This window comes from Gordonia sp. w5E2 (assembly GCF_036540975.1).
Taxonomy (GTDB): domain Bacteria; phylum Actinomycetota; class Actinomycetes; order Mycobacteriales; family Mycobacteriaceae; genus Gordonia; species Gordonia jacobaea.
The window spans coordinates 1,581,002-1,606,586 of sequence record NZ_CP144213.1 but is presented as its reverse complement, the minus strand read 5'-3'; the positions used below and the strand labels follow the sequence as shown (position 1 = coordinate 1,606,586).

Below are 25,585 nucleotides of genomic sequence, written 5' to 3'. Positions count from 1 at the left end.
GCTGCTACTCCCACTCGATGGTGCCCGGCGGCTTGCTCGTGACGTCGAGGACGACGCGGTTCACGTCGGGCACCTCGTTGGTGATGCGTGTGGAGATCGTCTCGAGTACCTCGTACGGCACGCGCGTCCAGTCGGCCGTCATAGCGTCCTCGCTCGACACCGGCCGCAGGACGATCGGATGCCCGTAGGTGCGGCCGTCGCCCTGCACGCCGACGCTGCGCACGTCGGCGAGCAACACCACCGGGCACTGCCAGATCTGGTGATCGAGACCCGCGGCCGTCAGCTCCTCTCGGGCGATGAGGTCGGCCTTGCGCAGCATCGAGAGACGGTCGGCGGTCACGTCGCCGACGATGCGGATGGCGAGACCGGGTCCGGGGAACGGCTGACGACCGACAATCTCCTCGGGCAGACCGAGTTCACGTCCGACCGCCCGCACCTCGTCCTTGAACAACAACCGCAGAGGCTCGACGAGGCTGAACTCGAGATCGTCTGGCAACCCGCCGACGTTGTGGTGGCTCTTGATGTTCGCGGTGCCGCTACCCCCGCCGGATTCGACCACGTCGGGGTACAGCGTGCCCTGGACCAGGAAGTCGACCTTGTCTCCGTCGGCCGCTCGGTCGCCCAGCACGTCGCTGACAGCGCCCTCGAACGACCGAATGAACTCGCGTCCGATGATCTTGCGCTTGGTCTCGGGGTCGCTGACACCGGACAGTTCGGCGAGGAACTTGTCGGCGGCGTCGACCGTCACCAGTCGCGCACCGGTGGCGGCGACGAAGTCGTGCTCGACCTGCTCACGCTCACCGGCACGTAGCAGTCCGTGGTCGACGAAGACACACGTCAGCCGATCGCCGATGGCCCGCTGAACCAGCGCTGCCGCAACCGCCGAATCGACGCCGCCCGACAGACCGCAGATCGCGAGGCCGTCGCCGATCTGGTCGGAGACCTGGTCGATCAGTGCGTCGGCGATGTTCGCGGGCGTCCAGTCGGCCTCGAGGCCCGCGATCTCGTAGAGGAACCGGGTGAGCACCTGCTGGCCGTGCGGCGTATGCAGCACCTCGGGGTGGTACTGCACGCCTGCCATCTTCGCCTCGACGGACTCGAACGCCGCGACGGGCGCACCGGGCGTCGACCCTGTGACGACGAAGCCCTCGGGCGCCACCTGCACGGCGTCGTTGTGGCTCATCCACACGGGCTGGTTGCGGTCGAGACCGCGATGTAGCACGCCGTCGTCGGTGGCGGTGAACGTCGTGCGTCCGAACTCGCGCCCACCTGTGTTGGCCACCTCGCCGCCGAGCGCGGCAGCCATTGTCTGGAAGCCGTAGCAGATCCCGAACACCGGGATGCCCAGCTCAAGAATGGCCGGATCGAGGCTCGGCGCGTCGTCGGCGTACACCGACGCCGGCCCGCCGGACAGGATGATCGCGGCAGGATCCTTGGCCTTGAACTCATCGATCGTGGCGTCGTGGGCGATGACCTCGGAGTAGATACGCGCCTCACGGACACGTCGAGCGATCAATTGCGCGTACTGCGCACCGAAGTCGACGACGAGGACCGGTCGCGGGCCCTCGACGAGCGCGCTCTCGGCGGAGGATCGGTCGGCAGACGAGGTGTCGGCGGAAGAGTCTGTCACCACCCCATTCTATGCGTGCGTACCGACGCGACCGCCGCGCAGGCGGCACCCGCCACCGCCGTGCAGGCGGCGACGATGGAGCTCAGGCAGCACCGTGGGATACTCCATGTCGATATGAGCACCTCAGACGAGCGAGAAAAGGCCAGGTCATCTGTCGAGAAGCCGGGTCGGCGATGGCTGTCCCTGTCGATCTCCGACATCACCCAGGCTGCTGTGTTCGCCGCACTGATCGCGGCACTCGGCTTGCCGGGACAGATCAGCGTCGGCAGCGCGGGCGTACCGATCACCTTCCAAACCCTCGGCGTGATGCTGACCGGCGCCATCCTCGGCCCCAAGAAGGGCACGTTGGCGGTGGTCATCTTCATGGCCCTCGCGATCGCGGGACTGCCGATCCTCTCGGGTGGTCGCAACGGTCTGACCGCACTGTCGTCGCCGACGGCCGGATTCTTCGTCGGCTTCCTGCCCGGCGTGTTCGTGATCGGGTTGCTGACCGCCTTCATGATGCCGCGGTACCGAATCCTGCTGGGCATCGTGGCGAATCTGATCGGCGGAGTGCTGGTGATCTACATCTGCGGCACCATCGGCCTGATGATCCGCGCCGACCTCACCCTGTGGGCGGCGATCGCGGCCAACGGCTGGTTCATCGCGGGCGACGCAGTCAAGGCGGTGATCGCGGCGCTGGTCGCGAGCCAGGTGCACCGAGGGTGGCCAGGCCTCATCACCCCACTGCGCATACGACGTGGACGCGTCGTCGCACTCACCGCATGACACCTCACCGCATGGACCCCGCGTGATCGAATTCCGCGATGTCTCACACTCATTCGACGGTCGTCGAGTGTTGAGTGATGTCTCGGTCGACCTTCCCGAACGACGCATCGGCATCGTGGGCGCCAACGGCAGCGGAAAGTCGACGCTGGCGCGGATGATCAACGCGCTCGTCGTCCCCGACACCGGGACCGTCGTCGTCGATGGTCTCGACGCCGCGAAGGAGAAGCGTCGTGTTCGACGCCGCGTCGGATTCATCTTCTCCGACCCCGACCGACAGATCATCATGCCGACGGTGCGTGAGGACATCGAACTGTCGCTGACCAGAACAGATCTGAACAAGGCCGAACGTCGGGACCGCGCGATGAGCGTGCTCGAGCGTTTCGGCCTCGCCGACCACGCCGACCAACCCGCGAGCAGACTGTCCGGCGGGCAGAAACAACTCCTCGCTCTCGCAGCGGTATTCGTCACCGAACCGGCGATCATCGTCGCCGACGAACCGACGACGCTCCTCGACCTGCGCAACAGCCGTATGCTGCGTCGCGTGTTCGCCGACCTCGACGTCCAACTCGTCGTGGTCACCCACGACCTCGACCTTGTCGACGACTTCGAGCGCGTACTCGTCATCGACGACGGGGTCATCACCGTCGACGATGTGCCCGGCGTCGCACTGCCCGCCTATCGCGAGGCGATGGCATGAATCCGCTCGGCACCTACCTGCCCGGACACTCGCTGCTGCACAGGGCCTCCCCCGGCGTGAAGTTGCTCGGCCTCGCTGCAGGCATTCTCGTCATCACCCTGTGTGTGAGAACCCTTCCGGCCCTCGGCATTGCCGCCGCCGCGGTCGTCGCGGTCTACGCACTTGCCGGCATCGGTCCGGCCACGGCGTGGCGCCAGTTCCGGCCGACGCTGTGGATTCTGTTGTTCGTCTTCGTGTTTCAGCTCGTCTTCACCGACTGGCGTCGAGCGGTTCTGTTGTGCGGCATCCTCGCGCTCTCGGTGCTTCTGGCCGCCGTCGTCAGCCTGACCACCCGCACCACCGACATGCTGGACTCCCTGACGCGCGCCATGTCGCCGCTGAGCAAGCTCGGCGTGCGCACCGACCTCATCGCGATCTCGCTCGCCCTGACCATCCGGACGATTCCGCTGATCGTCGAGATCGCTGGCCAGGTCGACGAGGCGCGCCGCGCACGCGGACTACGGCCAGGCGCACGAATCCTGGTTGCGCCCATCGTGATCGCCGCGCTGCGGACCGCCGACGGGTTCGCCGAGAGCCTCAGCGCCCGCGGGCTGGACTGATCACACAGCAGTGCTCGGGTCCCGAGCCGCGCAGAAAGCTACGCCTCGTGGGTCGCTCGCATGTACCGGTACAGGCGGAGGACCCGAGGGGTGTGGTTTTCTGCGCGCGCCACCCCTGCTGCCGGGCGTGCGGTCAGGGAACCACAGCCGTCGAGAACACCGGCGTGATCGGCAGCCGCAGCGCACCAGGAGCGTCGGCGGGCACCACAGGGTGTGCGGGTGCGATCGGCGCGAGCCGCCTGTAACTGCTGCCCTGCTCGGGGCGCTGGTCATCTTCACCCTTGTTGGGCCACAACGAGATCGCGCGCTCGGCCTGCGCCGAGATGGTCAACGACGGGTTGACGCCGAGATTCGCCGAGACCGCGGCACCATCGGTGACATGCAGCGTCGGATAACCCCACACACGGTGGTATGCGTCGACGACGCCGTTCGCAGGATCGTCGGAGATGGCACACCCGCCGAGGTAGTGGGCGGTGAGCGGCATGTTCATCACGTCGCCCCAGGTGCCGCCCGCGAGCCCTCCCGGCAGGATGTCGGCGATGCGTCGAGTTGCCTCGTTACCCTTGGGAATCCACGTCGGATTCGGCTCACCGTGCCCCTGCTTGCTCGTGACGTAACGGAACGGTCCGCGCTTACGCACGAACGTGGTCAGTGAGTTGTCACTGCTCTGCATGACCAGAGCGATCACGGTGCGCTGACTCCACTTGCGCACGAAGAGAAGTCGCACGAGCAGGAAGGGGTTCCGCGCGATCTCCTTCAAGAACTGACCGAACCGGTTGCGCCTACTGCCACCGTCGGTGAGCACCGTCTGCAGATACGCAATCGCGTTGCTGCCCTTGCCATATCGAACTGGCTCGATATGCGTGTTGGGCTCCGGATGGAACGACGACGTGATCGCCACCCCGTGCGAATAGTCGTGTTGCGGATCGTATTTCGCAGCCATCGCGCCGAGGATCGACTCGGAGTTGGTACGCGTCAACGCGCCCATCGCGTCGGAGATCTTCGGAAGCGACGTCCCCTTGGCACGGTGAAGCAGCTTCTGCGTGTTGAACGTCCCGGCCGCGACGATCACCTGATCTGCGGTGAAGGTGCGCTTACCCGCGCCGAACGGACCCCACGACGACGAGCCCCTGGTGTCGACCTCCCACGTCCCGTCGGCACGCTGCGCGAGTCCGTCGACGGTGGTGCGGTCGATGATCGTTGCTCCGTTGCGCTCGGCGAGACCGAGGTAGTTCTTCATCAGGGTGTTCTTCGCGCCCACCCGGCAGCCGGTCATGCACGCCCCGCACTCGGTGCAGGCGGTCCGCTCGGGTCCGGCTCCACCGAAATACGGGTCCGGCACGGTCTCGCCCGGCACTCCCGCCAGGCCGGTCTTGGCACCGAAGAACACTCCGACCGGCGTCGAGGTGAAGGTGTTGGCCGCGCCCATCTGTTCGGCGACGGTACGCATCACCCGATCCGATTCTGTGACAGTGGGATTGGTGACGACGCCCAGCATCCGTCGCGCCTGCTCGTAATGCGGTGTGAGCTCGGCCTCCCAGTCGGTGATGTGGTTCCACTGGGGATCGGTGAAGAACGGAGTCGGAGGCTTGTACAGGGTGTTGGCGTAGTTGAGCGAGCCACCGCCGACGCCCGCTCCCGCCATGATCATCACGTCCTTGAGGGCGTGGATCCGCTGAATCCCGTACAGCCCGAGCTTCGGCGCCCACAGCCACTTGTGCAGACGCCAGCTCGTCTTCGCGAACTCGTGGTCTTCGAACCGACGTCCGGCTTCGATCACCCCGACGCGGTACCCCTTCTCGACGAGGCGCAACGCACTGACGCTGCCGCCGAAACCGGAACCGACGATGAGCACGTCGAAGTCAGGCTCATTCTCGCGCTGGTTGAGCGCGTTGTTGCGCTGGTTGAGCGCGTTCTTGCGCTGGTTGAGCTTGTTCTTGCGCTGGTTGAGCTTGTCGAAACCATGGTGGGCTGCCATAGCCAACCATTCTAACGCCCGTTGTCACATGACGTGACGGCGGTCTCACCTGGTGGGCAGAAAACGCGGTTAGGCGCGAACAGACAACCCGACCTTCTGGAACTCCTTGAGATCGGAATAGCCGGCCTTCGCCATCGAACGACGCAGTGCGCCAACCAGATTCAGTTCTCCGAACGGGTCGTCGGACGGTCCGTTGAGTACCGTCTCGAGGCTCGGGCGTCCCACGTCGGTCGCGACGCGCAGCAGCGCGCCGCGCGGAGTGTCAGGATGCGCTGCGGCCGACGGCCAATACCATCCTTGACCTGGGGCTTCGGCTGCTGCGGCCAGCGGCGTACCGAGCACCGCGGCATCGGCACCACAGGCGATCGCCTTGGCGAGGTCGCCAGAGGTGTGGATGTCGCCGTCGGCGATGACGTGCACATAGCGGCCGCCGGTCTCGTCGAGGTACTCCCGACGCGCAGCTGCGGCGTCGGCGATGGCGGTGGCCATCGGAACGCCGATACCGAGCACCTCCGATGTCGTCGTCGCTCCTTCGGCCGAGCCGTATCCGACGATCACGCCGGCAGCGCCGGTCCGCATCAGGTGGAGGGCGGTCCGGTGGTCGTGTACGCCGCCCGCGATCACCGGGATGTCGAGTTCGGCGATGAACGTCTTGAGGTTGAGTGGTTCTTCTTCACCGCGGACAACATGCTCGGCGGAGATGATCGTGCCGTGCACGACCAGGATCTCGACGCCGGCGGCGAGGAGTGCGGGCGTCAGTTCCGGTGCGTGTTGCGGACTCACCCGAACGGCGGTCGTCACACCCGCGTCACGCACAAAGCTCACGGCTTCGCCGAGAAGATCGGTGTCGATCGGGGCGCGATGCAGTTCCTGCAGGAAGCGCACGGGCGCGGATGGGTCCGGATCGTTGAGCGCGATGTCGACGAGTTGCGCGATCTTGCCCTCGACGTCGCGGTGGCGCGCCCAGAGTCCCTCACCGTTGATTGCGCCGAGCGAACCGAGCCTTCCCAGCGCCACCGCCATCTGCGGCGAGACGAGGGCGTCGGTGGGATGGCTCAGTATCGGCGAGTTGAACCGGTAGGCGTCGATCTGCCAGGCCGTCGACACTTCCTTCGATGAGCGCGTCCGTCGTGACGGGACGATGCTGATGTCGTCGAGTTCATATGTTCGACGGGCGGTTCTGCCCATGCCGATGTCGGTCAGGTCACGCACCGTTGCGCCTCTCTAGGGGGTTGATGGACTGCTATTCGACTGTGCGGCGTCGTGATCGCAACGATCACGACGACGTTCAGCGGGAATAGTAGTTCGGCGCCTCGGCGGTCAGTGTGATGTCGTGCGGATGCGACTCCTTGAGGCCCGCCGCGGTGATCTGCACGAAGCGTGCACCCTGCAGGTGATCGATGGTCGACGACCCGGTGTAACCCATCGACGCACGAAGTCCGCCGACGAGCTGGTGCACCACCTGGCCGAGGGGCCCGCGGTAGGGCACCCGTCCTTCGATGCCCTCGGGCACCAGCTTCTCCTCGGCGAGCACGTCGTCTTGGAAGTAGCGGTCCTTGGAGTACGACTTGGCCTGTCCGCGGCCCTGCATGGCACCGAGCGATCCCATGCCTCGGTAGCTCTTGAACTGCTTGCCGTTGACCAGGATCAGGTCGCCGGGAGCCTCTGCGGTGCCCGCGAGGAGCGAACCGAGCATAACGGTCGACGCGCCTGCCGCGAGTGCCTTGGCGATGTCGCCGGAGTACTGCACGCCACCGTCGGCGATGACCGGAACGCCTGCCTTGTTGCACACGGCGACGGCTTCGAGGATCGCGGTGATCTGCGGGGCACCGACACCTGCGACGACGCGGGTCGTGCAGATCGAGCCGGGGCCGACACCGACCTTCACGGCGTCGGCGCCCGCGTCGACGAGCGCCTGCGCGGCCTCACGGGTTGCGACGTTGCCGCCGACGATCTGCACACGATCGCCGATTTCGGCCTTGAGCTTGGCGACCATCTCGAGCACCAGTCGGTTGTGCGCATGGGCGGTGTCGACGATGATCACGTCGGCGCCCGCGTCGGAGAGCGCCATCGCACGTTCCCACTGCGGATCGCCGGTTCCCACGGCCGCGCCGACGAGCAATCGGCCGTCGGAATCCTTGGTGGCAAGCGGGTGCTGCTCGGTCTTGACGAAGTCCTTGACCGTGATGAGGCCGGTGAGCTTGCCGTTGCCGTCGACGATCGGCAGCTTCTCGACCTTGTTGCGACGCAGGAGTCCGAGCGCGGCCTCAGCGGACACGCCTTCCTGTGCGGTGATGAGCGGCGCCTTGGTCATCACCTCGGAGACCGGGCGGTCCTGGTCGACCTCGAAGCGCATGTCGCGGTTGGTGATGATGCCGACGAGTTCGCCGCGATCGTCGACGACCGGCAGGCCGGAGATGCGGTACCGGGCACACATGGCGTCGACCTCGGCGAGCGTGTTGCTCGGCGAGCAGGTCACGGGATCGGTCACCATGCCCGCCTCGGAGCGCTTGACCGTCTCCACCTGGCCGGCCTGGGCCTCGATCGACAAGTTGCGGTGGAGGACACCCATGCCGCCGGCACGCGCCATGGCGATGGCCATGCGCGACTCGGTGACGGTGTCCATCGCCGAACTTACGAGAGGCACGCGAAGCGTGATCTCCTTGGTCACCCGCGTGGATGTGTCGACCTCACTGGGAATCACATCCGACGCCGACGGCAACAACAGGACGTCGTCAAACGTCAGTCCGAGCATTGCGACCTTGCCGGGGTCGTCTCCTCCGGTGCGAACCTGCGTCATTAGTCCATTCTATCTGGTAAAGGGTGGCTGCTGATTTCGCCCGCAGCGAAGGGCGCCCGGCGTCGGCGCAGACAGCAGACAAACTGTGGAGCGTTGCGGCAGCCGTGCGCTGCAATCGGTTACGGTGGAGTCGTGCGTGATCATCTCCCACCGGGCCTTCCACCAGACCCGTTCGCCGACGACCCCAGCGATCCGGCTTCCATGCTGGATTCGATGGAGCCTGGCATCCCCTTGGACGAGAGTGAGCGGCTCGCGGTCGAAGAGGATCTGGCCGACCTCGCCGTCTATGAGGCATTGCTGGCACATCGTGGGATTCGTGGGCTCGTCGTCGTCTGCGACGACTGCCAGGAAGACCATTACCACGACTGGGACATGCTGCGCGCCAACCTACTTCAACTATTGATCGACGGAACCGTGCGGCCGCATGAGCCCGCTGTCGATCCGCGTCCCGACGCCTACGTCACCTGGGACTACTGCCGCGGCTATGCCGACGCGCACCATCACATCGACGACGACCGCTGAGATACCGAGCACAGCGTCTCGGGCGTCGCACACAGCTGACATCACGAAACAAGCCACGAGCGCCGCAATCGCGGAGCTCGTGGCTTGTTCGATTGTCTCGCCCGATTGACCTGTCCTACACCGAAGGTCTTAATCCGTCTGACTGACGCAGATCAGCTCGACGGTGGCCAGCTGCTCGACGGACCGTCGTTTGCCGCCGTAGTGGTGGTCGTGGTCGTCGTCGGCGGCTTGGTTGTGGTCGTCGGGGTCTGGCTGGTCTCAGGCGGAGTCGTCTGAGGCGACGTCGTCTCGGGCTTTGTCTGACTCGTGAGCGGGTCGGTCGGCTGTTGCGGCTCCGACGTTCGCGCCTGGGAGGTATCGACGTTTCCGCCGTTCGGCGACGTTGCCGAGGTACCGCTGCGCACGGTTGTCCCGGTGTCGGCTCGCAGGCGTCCGATCCACTCGTCCATGTGTGAGCGGGTGTCTGAGTCGCGAACCGGCCCCATCGAATTCTCTGCCTGCGAGATCAACGATTCGGCGGCAGGCGTGTTGCCTGCGGCGAGTTCGGCTTCGGCCTTCTCGAGGTTCGAACGCACGTCGTATGCGGCTTGCGTTTCCGATGCAGCCTGCGCGAACACGACCTTCTTGACGTTCCACAGCGGGTCGCCCGGTTCGGAACCCTGCGACATCACGGTGAGCCCTGCTGCCGCGACGATGGCAACTGCTGCGGCCCCGGCGACGATACGCAGGGTGCGCACCACGGTACGGGTCCGAGCCCTCGGACGTTCCGCAGCGATCGCGTTCTCGACGTCGGCGACAGTCGGGCCGAGCGGCAGCGGATCGGCTAGCGACTCGTGGCGCCACGCGGAGAGCAGACCCGCGAGCTCGTACTCGGCGTCATCGCGCGTCGGCGTCGGAACGTCGTGCGACAGTGCGTCGATGAACGCGTCGTCGAATTGGACCGCGGAGATGTCCACGGGCGTGTCGTCGGGAGTCGACCACTCCCCTGTGGGATTTCTGTACGCACCAGTTCCGGTGTCATGCATGCCCCCCGACTGCCGCCGACCCGGCACGGAGCGACCACGATGCGACTCATGCTCGTCGTTCATCATGTCCTCCCGCCTTTCTCAGCTGTTCCTTCAACTTGGCCAAAGCTCGGTGTTGCGCGACGCGAACCGCACCGGGGGTGCTTCCCACGGCTTCCGCGGTCTCCTCAGCGGACAGTCCGACGACCAGACGCAGGATGAGCACTTCGCGTTGCTTCTCCGGAATCAACGCGAGAAGTGCTTTCATCTCACGGCTGGCGTCGGCGTCGAGTGCGCTCTGCTCTGGTCCTCCAGTGACCTGGACGACCTCGGGGAGCTGCTCGACGGGGTCAGCCTTCACACGACCGGCGACGCGCATGGCGTCAGCTACCTTGTGCGAGGCAATGCCGTACACAAAGGCCATGAACGGTCGCCCCTGGTCTTGATACCGGGGCAGCGCGGTCATGACAGCCATAAGGGCCTCCTGCGCCACGTCGTCAGCGGAGAACAAATGGCGTTCTCCGACACCGATTCGCCCTCGGCAGTAGCGCACGATCGGTTCCTGCACACTTTCGAGGACTGACGTGAGTGCGACCCGGTCGCCCGACGCGGCTGCGCGGACGGCTTCGTCTAACTCAACACCTGTCAGTTTCATCGTCAGTTGAGATTCCCGTGTTACACGTTTGTGTTGCCTGATCAATCGGGTCGTGATGGATCTACGAGCGGCCGGCGAACGGCATCCCCCGATCCACAAGCATGTCATGCGACGCGTTGATGCTTGCAATCGTTGTATCCGACGTGTCGCCGAGGCCTTGCAGCAAAGACAACGACGCCCAGGTCAGAGGTAAAAATCCACCTGCCTGCGCGCGCCGAAGACATGCCCTCGCGACGGTGAGCGCGTCGGATGTATCGATCGCGGACGCCGCGGCGATGAGATCTGTCTTGATGTGATGACGCTCATGATTCGCCGAGACCGAGGCCATCATTTTTTGGGCCTCACCGATAAGTCGACGCGCCCGGTCTGCGTCGCCGGTGTAGATGGCCAGCTCAGCACCGACCCATCGCTCCCGCACGCGCGGGCGGACCTCGGTGACGAAAGTCGTCCACGCGTCGGAGCCCGCTTCCTCGACGTCGCGGCCATCGTGCAGCTCTCGCGCCCGGATGAGCAGCCGAGCCGAGGCCGAGAATCGGAACAGACCCAGATTGTCGGCCGCGAGGCCTACGACGGCGTCGTGCGCGGCAACGCGAACCCACGGATCTGTGGAGCCGAAGGGATCATCGAGTTCAGCCAGCGCCGCGGCGTCGAACCCGACGGCGAGGTCGTGTCGACCCGACTGTCGGTGTAGTGAGGCCGTGGTACTGAACGCCAAGGAGATCACCTCTCTGGCGTCGACCGCTCTGGCGTGCGCACGAAGCCGGTCGAGCATGGTCAGCGCTGCGGCCCCGTCGCCAAGCCCTCCTCGTACGACGGCCGCCCACCATTGCTGTCGCAGCGAATTCAACACAATCTCGTGGTCCACATCACTTCCATCGTCTCCGTTTTCCTGAATTTAACCTGTTGTCACAATTCTTTAATTCGACGCCAACGTCACGTACGCATGATGAGAACATTTCCTTCGTGTTACTCGGCGTTCTCGGCCCCGCACGCGCCTACGATCGCACTTTCGCTCGAAGAGAGCGAAATCAATCCGCATCCATGCAGGTCACGGCATGTCATCGGACCCTGACGAGGGTCTCCGCAGGTGGCAGGGTCGGCCTGTGCTAGCCCAGGCCAACCACACAACATTTCGTTAACAACGATGGAATTTTTTGAACGATCTTGTCCTCAAGAGGCACTATTGACGCTGTTTCCGTCGTCCGCCTAGTGTTTGCGATGCACAGCCGATAGCGGCGATGCGCCAGTGTGGTTCCGCCGGTCTCGCGGCCGACGGAGCAGTGCAGCGGTACCTCGAGAATCAAAGGAGTTCGTGCCATGCCTCAGCCAAATCACCTCCCCGGACCTAATGCCGATATCTGGGATTGGCAAATGCAAGGCCTATGTCGCGGCGTCGACTCCTCTATGTTCTTTCATCCCGATGGCGAGCGCGGCCGGGCACGAGCTCAGAGAGAGCGTCGCGCAAAAGAAATGTGCCACCAGTGCCCGGTGATCGCGCATTGCCGTGAGCACGCTCTCGCAGTCGCTGAGCCGTACGGGATCTGGGGCGGACTCTCGGAGTCCGAACGCAGCATGCTGATGAAGCGCGGCGTCGGACGTCGCATCGCGAGCTGACCGAGCACTCACACACAGCAGACGACAAGACCACAAAGAAGCCCGGGCCGACCATCTGGTCGGCCCGGGCTCCTTTTTGCCTCTTGCAGTTGTGTCACATGCGGTCAGAGATCAGACCGCGAGCACCGCTCGGTCAGTGTGCGTGCCCGTGACCGTGATCTGCGGCCGCACCGGCGGGCTCGTCGGCAACCGCGGCCTCGGTGGTCAGCACCATCCGCGATGCCGACGCCGCGTTCACGACGGCCGACCTCGTCACCTTGACCGGGTCGATGATGCCGTCTGCCAGCAGGTCACCGTACGAGAGTGTCGCGGCGTTGAAGCCGTGACCGGTCTCCTGGCGTGCGACCTTGTCGACAACCACGGCACCGTCGACGCCCGCGTTGCTGGCGATCCAGTACAGCGGCGAACGCACGGCGTCGCGAACGACCCGGACGCCGAGCGCCTCGTCCTGGCCGAGTCCCTCGGCGAGAGAATCAAGCACCTTCGACGCCTGCACGAGCGCAGACCCACCACCGGGGATGATGCCCTCCTCGACAGCAGCCTTGGCTGCGGCGACCGCATCCTCGACGCGGTGCTTGCGCTCCTTGAGTGCTGTCTCGGTCGGCGCGCCGACGCGAATCACCGCGATGCCGCCGGAGAGCTTCGCCAACCGCTCGGCGAGCTTCTCGCGGTCCCAGTCGGAGTCGCTGTTGTCGATCTCGCGTCGGATCTGGTCGGCACGTGCGGCGACGGCCTCCTTCGAACCGCCACCCTCGACGAGGGTGGTGGTGTCCTTGGTGACGACAGCGCGACGCACCGTGCCGAGCTGATCGAGCTCGGTCGTCGACAGCGAGAGTCCGATGTCGGTCGAGATCACGGTGCCACCGGTGACGACAGCGAGGTCGTCGAGGAACGCCTTGCGACGATCACCGAAGAACGGCGCCTTGACCGCGACGGCCTTGATGGTCTTGCGGATCGAGTTGACCACCAGCGTCGAGAGCGGCTCGCCCTCGACGTCTTCGGCAATGATCAGCAGCGATTTGCCAGACTGCGCGACCTTCTCCAGCAACGGGAGGAAATCGGGCAGCGAGCTGATCTTCTCGCGGTAGAGGAGCACGTAGGCGTCCTCGAGGACCGCTTCCTGGCTGTCGGGATCGGTCATGAAGTAGGGCGAGAGGTAGCCCTTGTCGAACTGCACGCCCTCGGTGACGACCAGTTCGGTGTGCAGTCCCGATCCCTCTTCGACGGTGACGACGCCGTCGGTGCCGACCGTCGCCATCGCCTTGCCGACCATCTCGCCGACCTCGGGGTCACGCGAGCTGACGGTGGCGACCTGGGCGATCGCCTTCTCGCCCTCGACGGGCGTTGCGACGCGGACCAGTTCGTCGTTGATCGCGTCGGCGGCCTTCGAGATACCCGCACCGAGCGAGACGGGGCTCGCGCCCGCTGCGACGTTGCGCAGACCTTCGCTGACGATCGCCTGCGCGAGAACGGTTGCGGTGGTCGTGCCGTCGCCTGCGACGTCGTTCGTCTTCGTGGCGACCGACTTCACCAACTGAGCGCCCATGTTCTCGAACGGGTCCTCGAGTTCGATGTCGCGTGCGATCGTCACGCCGTCATTGGTGACCGACGGTCCGCCGAACGCCTTGGACAGCACCACATGTCGCCCACGTGGGCCGAGTGTCACCTTGACCGTGTCAGCGAGCTGATCGATACCGCGCTCGAGTGAGCGACGGGCCTTCTCGTCGAATTCGATCTGTTTGGCCATGACTTCCTTCTTGAGTGCCTTCTACTGGGGAAATGAATGGGGGCACAACGTAGTCCGCCCCGGGGTCTGCGTACAGACCCCGGGGCGGAACGACCACACGTTGGTCCGTGGGGTCTTACTTGCCGATCACCGCGAGCACGTCGCGGGACGAGAGGATCAGGTACTCCTCGCCGGCATACTTGATTTCGGTGCCGCCGTACTTGCTGTAGATGACGGTGTCGCCTTCTTTGACGTCGACAGGGACGCGGTTGCCCTGCTCGGTGACACGCCCTTCGCCGACGGCGATGACGGTGCCCTCCTGGGGCTTCTCCTTGGCGGTATCCGGGATGACCAGACCGGATGCGGTGGTCGTCTCGGCCTCCACAGCCTGCACCAGGATCTTGTCCTCAAGCGGCTTGATGTTCACGCTCGCCACGATGTGAGTCCTCAACTTTCTCATCCGAGAAACGATGTATGTGTTTGCGGGCCCTGCACGAAACCTCGTCGTCGCGGGTGGCCGAGGTTCACTTTCAGTGCCTACTGGCACTCTATACGTGAGAGTGCCAGCACTCAAGGGGCACGGGTGCAAACGTCTCCCCTACGCGGCTCAGGCACCGACCGGGAGGCGTCGCGACCACCACGATGCCACGAGTGCTCCGAACAATCCGACCACCGCGAGCGCACTGACCACCCAGATCGCCATCGACATACCGCCCAACAACTGACCGGGCTGCTGCGTGACGCCCGAACTGGCCAGAATGGCGGTGATGATCGCCAGCATCACTGCGCCGCCAACCTGGACGCTGGTGTTGACCAGACCGGACGCCAAACCCTGCTCGTGGTCGGCGACGCCAGCGGTGCCCTGTGAGTTGATCGACGGGAACGTCAGCGCAAACCCGACGCCCAACAGAATGATGGTCGGCAGCAGGAACTCGGCGTACGACATGCCCGGCTGGACACGGGAGAACCACAGGTAACCGCCGAGGAATGACGCGAAGCCGGCCACGAGCAGAAGCGGCGTCGGAACCCTGTCGAGGACACGATCCATCCGTGTCGCACTCGCGACAACGATCACGCCTGCCGGCAGAAAGGCGAGCGCCATTCCCAGCGGCGACCAACCCAACGAGTCCTGCAGATACAGCGTCACGACGAACTGGAACGCGACGTAGCCGCCGAACATCAGCGCACCGGAGAGGTTCGCGTGGACCAGCAACGCCGACCTCAGAATTCCCGGACGCACCAGCGGGTGTCGGTGACGAAGTTCAACAGCGACGAACGCGACGCCCAGGATTGCCGACGCGGCGAAACTCGCGATCGTGACGGGTGCGGTCCACCCGACCTCGGGAGCGCGCACGACCGCGAAGACGAGCAGCAGCAGTGCACCGGTGCTGGTCAGAGCGCCCAACGCGTCGAACTGTCGCCAGTGCATGGGTGTGCGCGGCGCGGTCGGGATCACGCGCAGCCCCGCGAAGAGCAACGCAAGCGCGACGGGACCCGGGAACAGAAGCGTTGCGCGCCAGGAGAGTTCGGTCAGCAGACCACCGAAGACCAGGCCGAGCGAGAAGCCACTCGCTCCGCACACGGTGTAGATACTGAATGCCTTGTTGCGGGCGGGCCCCTCGGCGAACGTCGTCGTGATGATCGACAAGCCTGCGGGCACGGTGAACGCCGCGGCGATCCCCTTGATGAAACGCAGAGCGATGATGACCGCATTGATGTCGACGACGGCGCTTGCGACAGACGCGACGCCGAACACGCCCAGTGCCACCAGGAACACCCTGCGGCGACCGAACAAGTCGCTTGCACGCCCGCCCAGCAACAGCAGGCCGCCGTAGCCCAGGACATATCCGCTCACGATCCACTGCAATTGCGACTGACCCATGTGGAGGTCCTCGCCGATCGACGGCAGTGCGACGCCGACCATCGAGATGTCCAGGCCGTCGAGGAAGAGCGCTCCCGCCAGAACCACCAGCAGCAGCCACACCTTCCCGGTCCACCCTGTCGCGGAGGTGATGTGGGGGGAGGTGATGTGAAGGTCCGATGACGGTTCGGGAGCCGCCTGATTGATGTCGTGTGCCCGATCGTCGACGCTCGACGACTCGGACCGATGCGCGATGACCACGTCTCGTGTGTTGTGTGCCATGCGAGGAACTATATGCATGTGCATTCAATGCGTCTACATTAATTGTTATCACATCTTTTGCTGAAGCATATATTGCAGTTGCAGGGTAGGATGCGGTGCATGACTAAGGCGGTGACTTCTGAGGACCAGTTGGCTGCCGCGTGGCGAGATCTGTCGATCCGCTACAACAAGGTCCTGTGCAGTCTCGACCGTGAGCTGCAGGCCAAGCACGGACTCTCATCGAGCGAGTTCGAGGTACTCGAGCTGCTCGCGGAGGCCGACGACCATCAAGCCCGGATGAGCGAGCTGGCAAGCCGAGTGCATCTGAGCCAGAGCGCACTCTCCCGAGTTGTCGGCCGACTGGAGAAGGACGGGCTGGTTGTCCGCACGATGTGTTCCTCGGACCGACGCTCGGTTTTCGCCACCCTGACCGCCTCGGGCGAGCAGCGGTATGCGCAGGCACGCCCGACGCAGCGCGAGACCCTCGCGTCGCTCACGGATGGGTGCCCGCAACTGTTGCGCGAGGGCTGATCAGCGTTCTTGCGACACCTGCACACTCAGCCCCGGGTCGGTGGCCACGGTCAGCGGTGACGGTTGCGCGCCGCCCGCAATGACGTGCGCGCCCAGCGTGGCGATCATGACGCCGTTGTCGGTACACAGGCGCGGCTTCGGCACGCGCAGCGTGATTCCGGCTGCGGCACAACGTTCTTGCGCCAGCGACCGAATCCGGGAGTTGGCCGTCGCACCGCCGCCGAGCACCAGGGTGTCGACGCCGAGGTCCGTGCACGCGCGAACCGCCTTTAGTGTCAACACATCTGCCACGGCTTCCTGAAACGACGCCGCGATATCGGCGACCGGGACGTCGACGCCATCGCGGCGGCACTTCTCGACGTAGCGTGCCACCGCCGTCTTCACCCCCGAGAACGAGAAGTCGTAGCGGGCGTCACGCGGCCCCGTCATGCCTCTCGGGAACTCGATCGCGTGCGGGTCACCCTGTGCCGCAGCCTTATCCAGTTCGGGACCGCCCGGGAAGCCGAGGTCGAGCAGGCGCGCCACCTTGTCGAAGGCTTCCCCGGCGGCATCGTCGACCGTGGTGCCGAGTTCGACGATGGGGTCGGCGAGATCGGTGACGTGCAGGAGATGGGTGTGGCCACCCGAGACGAGGAGCGCGACGCATTCGGGCATCGGCCCGTGTTCGAGTGTGTCGACGGCGACGTGCCCGCCGAGATGATTCATCGCGTACAGCGGTACATCCCACGCCAGCGAATACGCCTTGGCGGCAGCAACTCCGACGAGCAGCGCGCCTGCGAGGCCAGGCCCGATGGTGACGGCGATGGCATCCGGCTTGTCGATCCCCGCAGCTTCGCGCGCCCGCTGCATGGCAGGCACGATCGCTTCGAGGTGCGCACGCGAGGCGATTTCGGGCACCACTCCCCCGAAGCGTGCGTGCTCGTCGACACTCGATGCCACCTCGTCGGCCAGCAGCGTGACCTCGCCGGGCCCGTCACCTTCACCCGGCGTCCACTCGACGATCCCGACTCCGGTTTCGTCGCACGAACTCTCCACGCCCATCACGATCATGTGGGATCACCTCCACGCCCCGACACCGAGGGCCGCGCCATCGTGTAGGCGTCGGCGCCGGAGGGCTGATAGTAGTTGCGGCGCACACCACGTCGGACGAAGCCGTTGCGTTCGTACAGCGCGATCGCGGTGTCGTTGTCGGTCCTGACCTCTAGGTAGACCGGGGCGTCCGCGGCATCGGCGACGTCGAGCATCACGTCGAGCAGTGCGCGTCCGTAGCCGAGACCACGATGACTCGGTGCGACGGCGATGGTATGGATCTCGCACTCGAAGTTGCCCTCGCCGCCCAGTGTCGAAATGCCCGCGTATCCGACGACTTCGCCACCGGGCGTCTCGCGCGCCGCGAAGTACCGGTTGTACGGCGCGTTGAGCTCGGCACGGAATGCGGTTGCGGGCCATGGCGAATCGCCGACGAACATCTCGCGCTCGAGCATTGCGCACCGAGGGATGTCCGAATAATCGAGCCGGTCGATCAGCAATTCGTGGGTGGTCATTTCGGAGTCACCGCCTTGGCGCGCTGGTCTTTTCGTTCGACGGCATCCGGGCGTCGGAGATAGAGCGGGACGAGCGGTCCCGGCGCCGCGCCTGTCACGACGTCGTCCGCGCTTGCCAGGAGCAGGCCGCGCACCGTCGGCGTTGTCACCAGCGACGGCTCTCCCTGCCACCCGCACAGTTCGAGATGACTCGGCGAGCCTGCCGCGACGTCGACCGGCTGCGCCGCAAGCGATTCGGCTACCACCGCGGGTGCCGACACGTCGGGACCACTGAACCGCGCTCCATCGCGGTAACGCGCCCAGTACACCTCGCGGCGTCGCGCGTCGGTGACCACAGCCATCGACGATCCGGCCGGAAAGTGTTGCGCGGCGTCGGCGGCGATCGCGTCGAGCGAGCAGACCCCGTACACCGGAAGACCGAGCGCGTCGCCGAATCCGGCGCCGGTCGCCATACCGACCCGTAGACCAGTGAAAGGTCCTGGGCCACAACCGACCACGACAGCGTCGAGCCCGTCTCGGCGCACACCGGCCTCGTCGAGTGTCTCGGACATCAGCGTCGTCAGCACTTCCGCGTGACGCCGGTGGTCGGCCGTCGCACGGTCGGCCAACACACGCACACCACTACCGTCGACCGTCCCGACGCCGGTCACCACGACATCGGTCGCGGTGTCGATGACGAGCACCGTCATCTCATCCATCTATCCAACTCCATTGTGCGTGGCGGACATCGGTATCGGGATCGCGCTGCAAGCGCACCAGCAGGTGCCGGTCTGCGAGACGCTCCGCGACGCCTTCGCCCCATTCGACGACGACGACCGCGTCCGCGAGATCGGTGTCGAGGTCGAGCGCGTCGAGTTCGTCGAGTCCACCGAGGCGGTACGCGTCGACGTGCACCATCCCGGGACGGTCGGGTGAACCGGGTTTGTGTTCACGAGCGATGATGAAGGTCGGCGACGACACCCGGCCAACCACATCGAGACCGGCGGCGATACCGCGTGCCAGTGCCGTCTTACCCGCCCCGAGCAGCCCGTCGAGGATGACGACGTCGCCGGCCGAGAGGCCTTGTGCGAGTTCGGCTCCCAATGCCTCGGTATCGGCGACATCGGGCAGCTCACGAGTCTGGACATCATCGGTGCCGCTCATCGTCGCCTGCCCAACAACGGGATTCGACGACGCCGCGGCTGCGGGCGCGCTGCCCGCGACCGTTCGACGAGGTCGGCGATGGCGTCGGTCACCCGGTCGGGCTGCTCCATCAAGACCATGTGGCCTGCGCCGTCGACGATGTCGAGTCGGGAGTCGTCGCCGAGGTCGCCGAACATGTGCAGCGAGTTGGGCAGCGGTGTCATCTGGTCGGCGGTTCCACACACGACGGCTGTCGGGACGGCGGCGATGACCGGCAGGCCCATCGATTCGTCGTGGTGTTCCAACGCATTCAGGAAACTCACGACAGTGGAGATCGGCGTGTTCTGAATCATCTTCTCCACGGCCCGACCGAGTGCGGGGCTGTGAAAGTCGGGCCCGAAGCTTGCCGACACGAGGACCGGCTCGAGGACCAGCCTGGTGAGGTCGCGCCCGGCTTGGATCACGCGCGGGCTGTGTCGAACAGTCGCGCGGAACGCGTCGACGAGGGGGTTGCGCAGCCCGCGCGCGAGACCTGCCTCGGTCAGTCCACGTGCGGCGGTGGCGACGAGCGCGACGCCTGCCACGGGCCCGTCAGGACCGAAGAGCTCCGGGTGGCGTCGCGCGAGCGCCATGATCGACATGCCACCCATCGAATGTCCGCACAGCACAACAGGTCCCGACGGTGCGACGGTCCGCATCACGGCGGCGACGTCGTCGGAGAGTTGTGCGATCGTGCAGGTGTCGGGGGGCGCCGCGTCGGACTTCCCATGTCCGCGATGGTCGAAGAACACCAGTCGGATTCGCCGTTGCGCCCAGTGTTCGGCGAGGTCGAATCGTTGAAAGTGCCACGACGCCATACGAAGACTGAAGCCGTGCACGAACAGCACTGTCAGCTCCGGCTTCTCGCCAGGCGCGATGCCCCCGAGGTCGACGGTGCGCACTGCGAGCGCCAGCCCGTCGTCGGTGGTGACAGTCGACGGCTCGTCGGAGTAGATGGCGGTGAAATCGATTCCCGCATAGGGATCGTCGAGTGCGTCGACACGACGCCGAGCCAGCGCACGTCCGGCACCCGCGACGGCCAACCCGCCCAGCGCTCCGAGACCTCCGAGACCCGCCACGAGGCCAACCCGTTCGTACGGCTTCACTGGTGCCCCACGTTGCCGGCCACGGCTCCCCCACCGACGTACTGCCGATGCGCGCGAGCGCCGATGCCGGTGATGATCTCGTAGTCGATGGTGCCGATCTGATCGGCCCAGTCACGCGCGATGGGAGCGCCACGTGTTCCGGCGCCGAACAATTCGACGACGTCGCCCTCGGCGACCCCGCCTCCGTCTGGTCCGAGATCAATGACGAACTGGTCCATACATACTCGACCGACCTGCGGAAATCCCCGACCGTTGACCTGTACCCGCATCTGGTTGGACAGCAATCTCGGCACACCGTCGGCATAGCCTGCGGGGACGACAGCAATCACGGTGTCGCGATCCGACGTCCAGTGATGGTTGTACGAAACACCCTGCCCCGCAGCAAGATTCTTGACGAGAGCAACCTCGGCCCGCAACGTCATCGCCGGCACCAACCCGAAGTCGCCGCGCTGCGGAATCGGAGTGCATCCGTAGAGCGCGATACCTGGCCTGACCAGATCGCGAGCCAGGTCCGGACGTGTCAGTGCCGCAGGCGAATTGGCGATGTGCATCACCTCGGCGGGACTTCCGAGCCGCACGAGGTCAGCGGCAGCGGCATCGAGGCGTTCGGCCTGCTGCGAGTTCAGCGGATGCTCGGGTTCGTCGCCGCGCACGAGATGACACATGATCGCTCGGACCCGCACGGCCCCGTCGGCATTCGCTTTGGCCAGGTCGTCGGCGAAGTCGGCCCATTCGTCCACGGCGACGCCGCTGCGGTTGAGGCCCGTGTCGACCTTGGCGGTCACGGTGGCGGTTCGTCCCAGACGGCGCGCGGCGTCGGCGACCAGGGCGAGTTGGCGCCGCGACGACAGCGCGACGTCTATGTCGGCGCCGATCGCGGCGTCGAACGGTGCGTGGTTGGTGTGCAGCCACGCCGTGATGTGCGCGTCGATACCTGCCTCGCGCAGCGCGAGCGCCTCTGCGATGTGGGCGACCCCGAGTTCTGTGGCGCCCGCTGCCAGCGCGGCACGCGCAACAGGCTCGGCGCCGTGACCGTAGCCATTCGCTTTGACCACGGCGATCACGTCCGTACCGGCCGCCGCGCGGACGACACCCACGTTGTGGGCGATCGCGTCGAGGTCGATGAACGCCGTCAGCGCTGCGGGAAGGCCGGTCTCGGCAGCCACCGGCGCATCGGGCGTCGAATCATGTGAGGTCATCGCGACCATTGTCCCAGATCCGACGGAGTGGTCGGCGGCACACTCGAGCGATTCCCACCACGCAGGTGAGTAGTCTCCCGCATCCGCACGCGGCGACCGGCGAGTGAACTGGACCGTGGCGCTCACGCCAATCCCCCAACTCCCTGCTCACCGGAGGTTCCCGATGACATTCGTGCCCTACCACCCCAGTTCGTACCCGATGCCGAATGTCGGAGCCGCTCAGCCGAGCAAGGCTGCGCTCGCCTGGTCATTCGTGCTCAACGCGGTGTCGATCGGCGTCTTGCCGTTAGCCGGGCTCACGGGATTCTTCGGACTTCTCGCCGCCATCGGCGGCGCCGATGCCGGCAGCGACGCCGCGTATGTCGGAGTCACTCTGCTTGCGGTCACAGTGGGCCTCATCGTCGCTTCGGGCATCATGACGCTCGCGGCACTCGCGCTCACGTCATCTCGCAGACACGCCATCTCGGCGCGCCCTGGGTGATCGTCACGGCATGGGTGGTCACAGGCCTGAATCTGATCGGGCATGCAGTCCTTGCCTTCTACCTGAATTTCTAGCAAGGGCCGTCTTCAGCAAGCTCCCTGACCAGCCAGGGCTACGTACCCCTTCAGACAAGCAGTGTGCGCAGAGCTGGCCGGAGCCCAGCCAGCAGATTCGACGCACCGATCGGCGCTCCACCGCTGGCCAACGCCGCTGCCCGGGCGTGCACCCTCGCTGCAGCCGCACCCGCCCAGATGGGTGGCAGGCCCGCCGCCAGCAGTGCACCTGCGATGCCCGACAACACGTCTCCCGCTCCTGCTGTCGCCGCCCACGACGATTCCGCGTCGTTGCCGAACACCGTGCCGTCGGGCTCGGCGACCAGCGTGATGCGCCCCTTCAGCAGCACCGTCACACCCCAGCGCTGAGCGAGCCCGGCCACCGTCCCGAGGCGGTCAGCACCCACCTCCTCGCCGGTGAGGCGTGCGAATTCACCCGCATGCGGCGTCAGCAGTGTCGGCGCCTCGCGTCCACGTACCAGTTCTGGGTGCTGGGACAGGACGGTCAATCCATCCGCATCGACGAGAACCGGCAGCTCGGTGGCGAGGATCTTTCCCAGCAGATCGACGGCAGCGTCGTCTGTTCCTGCTCCCGGTCCGACGATCCACGCCTGCACACGACCGGCGTCGGCGAAGTCCGGTACCGCTACGACCTCCGGAAAGTGCTCGACCACCTCGGCGTGCGCCGACCCGACATACCGAGTCATCCCCGACGTCGCGGTCACCGCGGCTCCCGTGCACAGGATGCCCGCGCCCGGATACCGATGCGATCCCGCGATCACTCCGACGACACCCTGCGTGTACTTGTCGTCGTGCGGTCCGGGGACCGGCCAGGCGTCGGCGATCTCGGTATCGGTGAGTGCGTACAGCCTTGGCCGCGTCGGGGGCGTCGACACCAGCGGTGCACCCTCCGGGTCCTCGGCAAGACCGATGTCGACAAGCTCTACTCGCCCACATTGCGGTGCGGCGAGCAGATGCGCGTGTCGTCGTACGCCGAACGTGACCGTGACGTCGGCGCGGACGGCGGGCTGGTTGATCTGCCCTGTATCGGCGTCGACACCGGATGGAAGGTCGACGGCCACGATCGGTGTCAGCGGATCGACGGACGCGAAAACCGTTGCAGCGGCGGGCCGTAGCGGCCCGTGACCGCCTATCCCCACGACACCGTCGATGACGACGTCGAGCGAACTCGGGAGCGTTTCGACGACCCGACCACGTGCACGTCGAAGTGCCGCCAACCCACCGGCATGTGCCTTGTCGGGGGCGAGCAGCGTCGCGCTGACCGCGGCGCCGCGTCTGGCAAGTTCAGCGCCGGCGTAGAGGGCGTCGCCGCCATTGTCGCCTGCCCCGACCACGATCCCGACGGCCCGTCCCACCACACCGTTCGTGCGTTCGGCCAGAAGCGCGGCCACTGCCTGAGCCACGCCGTGCGAGGCGCGGCGCATCAGTGTGCCGTTGGTCAGCAGTTCCCCTGTCGCGCGTTCCTCGGCGCGGACGGCGTCGGCGGTGAGGTAGCTGACCGGCATCAGGACCTACTCGACGGTGACCGACTTGGCGAGGTTGCGCGGCTTGTCGACGTCGTAGCCGCGAGCCTGCGCGACGCTCGCCGCGAAGACCTGCAACGGGATGGTCGAGACCAGCGGCTGCAGCAGCGTCGGCGTTTTCGGGATCGGGATGAAGTGATCGGCGACGGCACGCGCGGAGTCGTCGTCGGCTTCGGCGATCACGATCGTCCGCGCGCCTCGCGCCTGGATCTCGCGGATGTTGCTGACCATCTTGGAGTGCAGCACCGCGCGACCGTCGGCCTGAGGCATCACGACGATGACCGGCAGTCCGTCTTCGATGAGTGCGATCGGGCCGTGCTTGAGCTCGCCGGCAGCGAATCCCTCCGCGTGCATGTAGGCGAGTTCCTTGAGCTTGAGCGCGCCCTCGAGCGCCACCGGATAGCCGACGTGGCGACCGATGAACAGCACAGTGCCGCGATCGGCGAGTGAACGGGCGAGATCGCGGACGGGCTCCATGGTGTCGAGCACCTCGCGAACCGCATCGACCATTGCTTCCATCGCACCGAACTCACGCGCGACCTCGTCGGCGTACTTTGTGCCCCTGGCCTGCGCCAACGCGAGTCCCACGAGATATGCCGCGGCGATCTGCGCGAGGAAGCACTTTGTCGACGCGACGCCGATCTCCGGTCCGGCGTGCGTGTAGAGCACGGCGTCGGACTCGCGCGGGATCTGCGCACCGTTGGTGTTGCAGATCGCCAAGACCCTGGCCTTTTGGTCCTTGGCGTGCCGCACCGCCTCGAGCGTGTCGGCCGTCTCGCCCGACTGGGAGATGGCGACGACGAGCGTCTGGCGGTCGAGGACCGGATCGCGGTACCGGAACTCGCTGGCCAACTCGACCTCGACGGGTAGGCGGGTCCAGTGCTCGATCGCGTACTTGGCGAGCATGCCCGCGTGATACGCGGTACCGCACGCCACGACGAAGACCTTGTCGACGTCGCGCAGGTCGCCGTCGGACAGGCGCTGCTCGTCGAGCACGATCCGGCCGTTCTCCAGATGCCCGAGCAGGGTGTCGGCGAGCGCGCGGGGCTGCTCGGCGATCTCCTTGAGCATGAAGTAGTCGTAGCCACCCTTCTCAGCGGCCGCGAGATCCCAGTCGATGTGGAACGGCTTGCCGGGGCGAGGGTTCTGGTCGAAGTCGGTGATCGTGTAGCTCTCGGCGGTGATCACGACGACCTCGTCCTGGCCGAGTTCGACGGCGTCGCGCGTGTGCTCGATGAATGCGGTGACGTCGGACGCGACGAACATCTCGTCCTTTCCGACACCGACGACCAGCGGCGTCGACCGACGCGCCGCGACGATCGTGTCGGGGTGATCGGAATGCGTGAAGACCAGCGTGAACGCACCGTCGAGTCGACGCAGGGCGGAGAACGCACTCGCGACGAAGTCGCCTGCGGTCGGGCCGGAGTTGTACTCACGCTCGACGAGATGCACCGCGGTCTCGGTGTCGGTGTCGGAGGTGAACTCGATGCCCGCGGCCTCGAGTTCGTCGCGCAGCGGAGCGTAGTTCTCGATGATCCCGTTGTGTACGACGGCGATCTTGCCGTCGGTGCTCACATGCGGGTGCGCGTTGCGATCGGTCGGCTGACCGTGCGTCGCCCACCGCGTGTGCCCCATTCCGGTCGTGCCCGTCAGGGCTTCTCGACCGACCGCGGCGATCTGTTTGTCCAGGTTCTCGAGACGGCCTGCCTTCTTCTCGACGGTCGTGTGACCGTGCCCGTCGAGAATGGCGACACCCGCCGAGTCATATCCGCGGTACTCCATTCGACGCAGCGCCTCGACAACGATGTCGAGGGCGTCTCGCCTGCCCACGTATCCGACAATTCCACACAT

At 65.9% G+C, this 25,585-nt stretch carries 25 protein-coding genes; 7 read left to right on the top strand and 18 right to left on the bottom strand.

The features are described 5' to 3' along the window. Positions 1-4: 4 nt before the first annotated feature. On the bottom strand, positions 5-1,630 hold the full coding sequence (guaA, locus tag RND64_RS07335) for a glutamine-hydrolyzing GMP synthase (protein WP_049699803.1): 1,626 nt from the start codon (positions 1,628-1,630) through the stop codon (positions 5-7). 114 nt (positions 1,631-1,744) lie between these two features. Here guaA and RND64_RS07330 point away from each other — a divergent pair, with 114 nt between their 5' ends. The 3 genes from RND64_RS07330 to RND64_RS07320 are packed head-to-tail and all read left to right on the top strand — an operon-like array spanning position 1,745 to position 3,694. Beyond that, positions 1,745-2,398: a biotin transporter BioY gene (locus RND64_RS07330; protein ID WP_049699804.1), complete on the top strand. Its 654-nt coding sequence runs from the start codon at positions 1,745-1,747 to the stop codon at positions 2,396-2,398. 22 nt (positions 2,399-2,420) lie between these two features. After that, on the top strand, positions 2,421-3,095 hold the full coding sequence (locus RND64_RS07325; RefSeq protein WP_049699603.1) for an energy-coupling factor ABC transporter ATP-binding protein: 675 nt from the start codon (positions 2,421-2,423) through the stop codon (positions 3,093-3,095). Next, entirely contained in the window at positions 3,092-3,694 is a 603-nt protein-coding gene (locus tag RND64_RS07320; protein ID WP_049699604.1) for an energy-coupling factor transporter transmembrane component T family protein, read from the top strand. The genes RND64_RS07325 and RND64_RS07320 overlap by 4 nt, the downstream gene beginning before the upstream one ends. Positions 3,695-3,827: 133 nt before the next feature. On the opposite strand, the gene RND64_RS07315 is transcribed toward RND64_RS07320, so the two are convergent. The 3 genes from RND64_RS07315 to guaB form a co-directional block, all read right to left on the bottom strand. After that, positions 3,828-5,672, bottom strand: coding sequence for an FAD-dependent oxidoreductase (locus RND64_RS07315; protein WP_235434388.1), 1,845 nt, complete (start codon positions 5,670-5,672; stop codon positions 3,828-3,830). A 69-nt stretch (positions 5,673-5,741) separates the two neighbouring features. Next, positions 5,742-6,884, bottom strand: a complete 1,143-nt coding sequence (locus RND64_RS07310; protein ID WP_049699605.1) for a GuaB3 family IMP dehydrogenase-related protein — start codon at positions 6,882-6,884, stop codon at positions 5,742-5,744. A gap of 76 nt (positions 6,885-6,960) precedes the next feature. Next, complete coding sequence (gene guaB, locus RND64_RS07305; protein WP_049699606.1) at positions 6,961-8,472, bottom strand: IMP dehydrogenase; 1,512 nt, start codon at positions 8,470-8,472, stop codon at positions 6,961-6,963. Positions 8,473-8,604: 132 nt separating this feature from the next. On the opposite strand from guaB, the gene RND64_RS07300 reads away from it, so the two are divergent. Next, positions 8,605-8,994 carry a DUF5319 domain-containing protein gene (locus RND64_RS07300; protein ID WP_049699806.1) on the top strand — a complete coding sequence of 130 codons (390 nt, stop codon included), beginning with the start codon at positions 8,605-8,607 and terminating at the stop codon, positions 8,992-8,994. Between the two features lie 152 nt (positions 8,995-9,146). Here the strand turns inward: RND64_RS07300 and RND64_RS07295 are convergent, their stop codons facing one another. From RND64_RS07295 to RND64_RS07285, 3 genes are all read right to left on the bottom strand, one after another. Next, positions 9,147-10,082, bottom strand: coding sequence for an anti-sigma-D factor RsdA (locus tag RND64_RS07295; RefSeq protein ID WP_083444408.1), 936 nt, complete (start codon positions 10,080-10,082; stop codon positions 9,147-9,149). Next, positions 10,066-10,653, bottom strand: a complete 588-nt coding sequence (locus RND64_RS07290) for a sigma-70 family RNA polymerase sigma factor (RefSeq protein ID WP_005207924.1) — start codon at positions 10,651-10,653, stop codon at positions 10,066-10,068. The genes RND64_RS07295 and RND64_RS07290 overlap by 17 nt, the downstream gene beginning before the upstream one ends. A gap of 61 nt (positions 10,654-10,714) precedes the next feature. Continuing rightward, positions 10,715-11,518, bottom strand: coding sequence for a hypothetical protein (locus tag RND64_RS07285; protein WP_049699607.1), 804 nt, complete (start codon positions 11,516-11,518; stop codon positions 10,715-10,717). Between the two features lie 452 nt (positions 11,519-11,970). Between RND64_RS07285 and RND64_RS07280 the strand changes: the two genes are divergently transcribed. Beyond that, complete coding sequence (locus RND64_RS07280; protein ID WP_005174148.1) at positions 11,971-12,267, top strand: WhiB family transcriptional regulator; 297 nt, start codon at positions 11,971-11,973, stop codon at positions 12,265-12,267. A 133-nt stretch (positions 12,268-12,400) separates the two neighbouring features. On the opposite strand, the gene groL is transcribed toward RND64_RS07280, so the two are convergent. The 3 genes from groL to RND64_RS07265 form a co-directional block, all read right to left on the bottom strand. Further along, entirely contained in the window at positions 12,401-14,014 is a 1,614-nt protein-coding gene (gene groL / locus RND64_RS07275) for a chaperonin GroEL (RefSeq protein WP_049699608.1), read from the bottom strand. A gap of 115 nt (positions 14,015-14,129) precedes the next feature. Continuing rightward, positions 14,130-14,429, bottom strand: coding sequence for a co-chaperone GroES (gene groES, locus RND64_RS07270; RefSeq protein ID WP_005174150.1), 300 nt, complete (start codon positions 14,427-14,429; stop codon positions 14,130-14,132). A gap of 171 nt (positions 14,430-14,600) precedes the next feature. Beyond that, positions 14,601-16,136, bottom strand: a complete 1,536-nt coding sequence (locus tag RND64_RS07265; RefSeq protein ID WP_235434390.1) for an MFS transporter — start codon at positions 16,134-16,136, stop codon at positions 14,601-14,603. Between the two features lie 99 nt (positions 16,137-16,235). Here RND64_RS07265 and RND64_RS07260 point away from each other — a divergent pair, with 99 nt between their 5' ends. Continuing rightward, positions 16,236-16,646 carry a MarR family winged helix-turn-helix transcriptional regulator gene (locus RND64_RS07260; protein ID WP_049699808.1) on the top strand — a complete coding sequence of 137 codons (411 nt, stop codon included), beginning with the start codon at positions 16,236-16,238 and terminating at the stop codon, positions 16,644-16,646. On the opposite strand, the gene tsaD is transcribed toward RND64_RS07260, so the two are convergent. From tsaD to alr, 6 genes are read right to left on the bottom strand one after another with little or no spacing between them, the layout of a single operon-like run. Next, on the bottom strand, positions 16,647-17,696 hold the full coding sequence (gene tsaD / locus RND64_RS07255) for a tRNA (adenosine(37)-N6)-threonylcarbamoyltransferase complex transferase subunit TsaD (RefSeq protein ID WP_049699610.1): 1,050 nt from the start codon (positions 17,694-17,696) through the stop codon (positions 16,647-16,649). After that, positions 17,693-18,190: a ribosomal protein S18-alanine N-acetyltransferase gene (rimI, locus tag RND64_RS07250; RefSeq protein ID WP_049699611.1), complete on the bottom strand. Its 498-nt coding sequence runs from the start codon at positions 18,188-18,190 to the stop codon at positions 17,693-17,695. Before rimI ends, tsaD begins: the two co-directional genes overlap by 4 nt. Further along, on the bottom strand, positions 18,187-18,888 hold the full coding sequence (gene tsaB / locus RND64_RS07245) for a tRNA (adenosine(37)-N6)-threonylcarbamoyltransferase complex dimerization subunit type 1 TsaB (protein WP_049699612.1): 702 nt from the start codon (positions 18,886-18,888) through the stop codon (positions 18,187-18,189). Before tsaB ends, rimI begins: the two co-directional genes overlap by 4 nt. Beyond that, complete coding sequence (tsaE, locus tag RND64_RS07240; RefSeq protein WP_049699613.1) at positions 18,881-19,333, bottom strand: tRNA (adenosine(37)-N6)-threonylcarbamoyltransferase complex ATPase subunit type 1 TsaE; 453 nt, start codon at positions 19,331-19,333, stop codon at positions 18,881-18,883. The genes tsaB and tsaE overlap by 8 nt, the downstream gene beginning before the upstream one ends. Beyond that, positions 19,330-20,457, bottom strand: a complete 1,128-nt coding sequence (locus RND64_RS07235) for an alpha/beta fold hydrolase (RefSeq protein WP_049699614.1) — start codon at positions 20,455-20,457, stop codon at positions 19,330-19,332. The genes tsaE and RND64_RS07235 overlap by 4 nt, the downstream gene beginning before the upstream one ends. Then, on the bottom strand, positions 20,454-21,656 hold the full coding sequence (alr, locus tag RND64_RS07230) for an alanine racemase (protein ID WP_049699809.1): 1,203 nt from the start codon (positions 21,654-21,656) through the stop codon (positions 20,454-20,456). Before alr ends, RND64_RS07235 begins: the two co-directional genes overlap by 4 nt. A 163-nt stretch (positions 21,657-21,819) precedes the next feature. Here alr and RND64_RS07225 point away from each other — a divergent pair, with 163 nt between their 5' ends. Continuing rightward, positions 21,820-22,137, top strand: coding sequence for a hypothetical protein (locus tag RND64_RS07225; RefSeq protein WP_152930094.1), 318 nt, complete (start codon positions 21,820-21,822; stop codon positions 22,135-22,137). A 124-nt stretch (positions 22,138-22,261) separates the two neighbouring features. Here RND64_RS07225 and RND64_RS07220 read toward each other — a convergent pair whose 3' ends face one another. Continuing rightward, positions 22,262-23,716 carry a bifunctional ADP-dependent NAD(P)H-hydrate dehydratase/NAD(P)H-hydrate epimerase gene (locus tag RND64_RS07220; protein WP_049699616.1) on the bottom strand — a complete coding sequence of 485 codons (1,455 nt, stop codon included), beginning with the start codon at positions 23,714-23,716 and terminating at the stop codon, positions 22,262-22,264. A 6-nt stretch (positions 23,717-23,722) separates the two neighbouring features. Then, positions 23,723-25,585, bottom strand: coding sequence for a glutamine--fructose-6-phosphate transaminase (isomerizing) (glmS, locus tag RND64_RS07215; protein WP_049699617.1), 1,863 nt, complete (start codon positions 25,583-25,585; stop codon positions 23,723-23,725).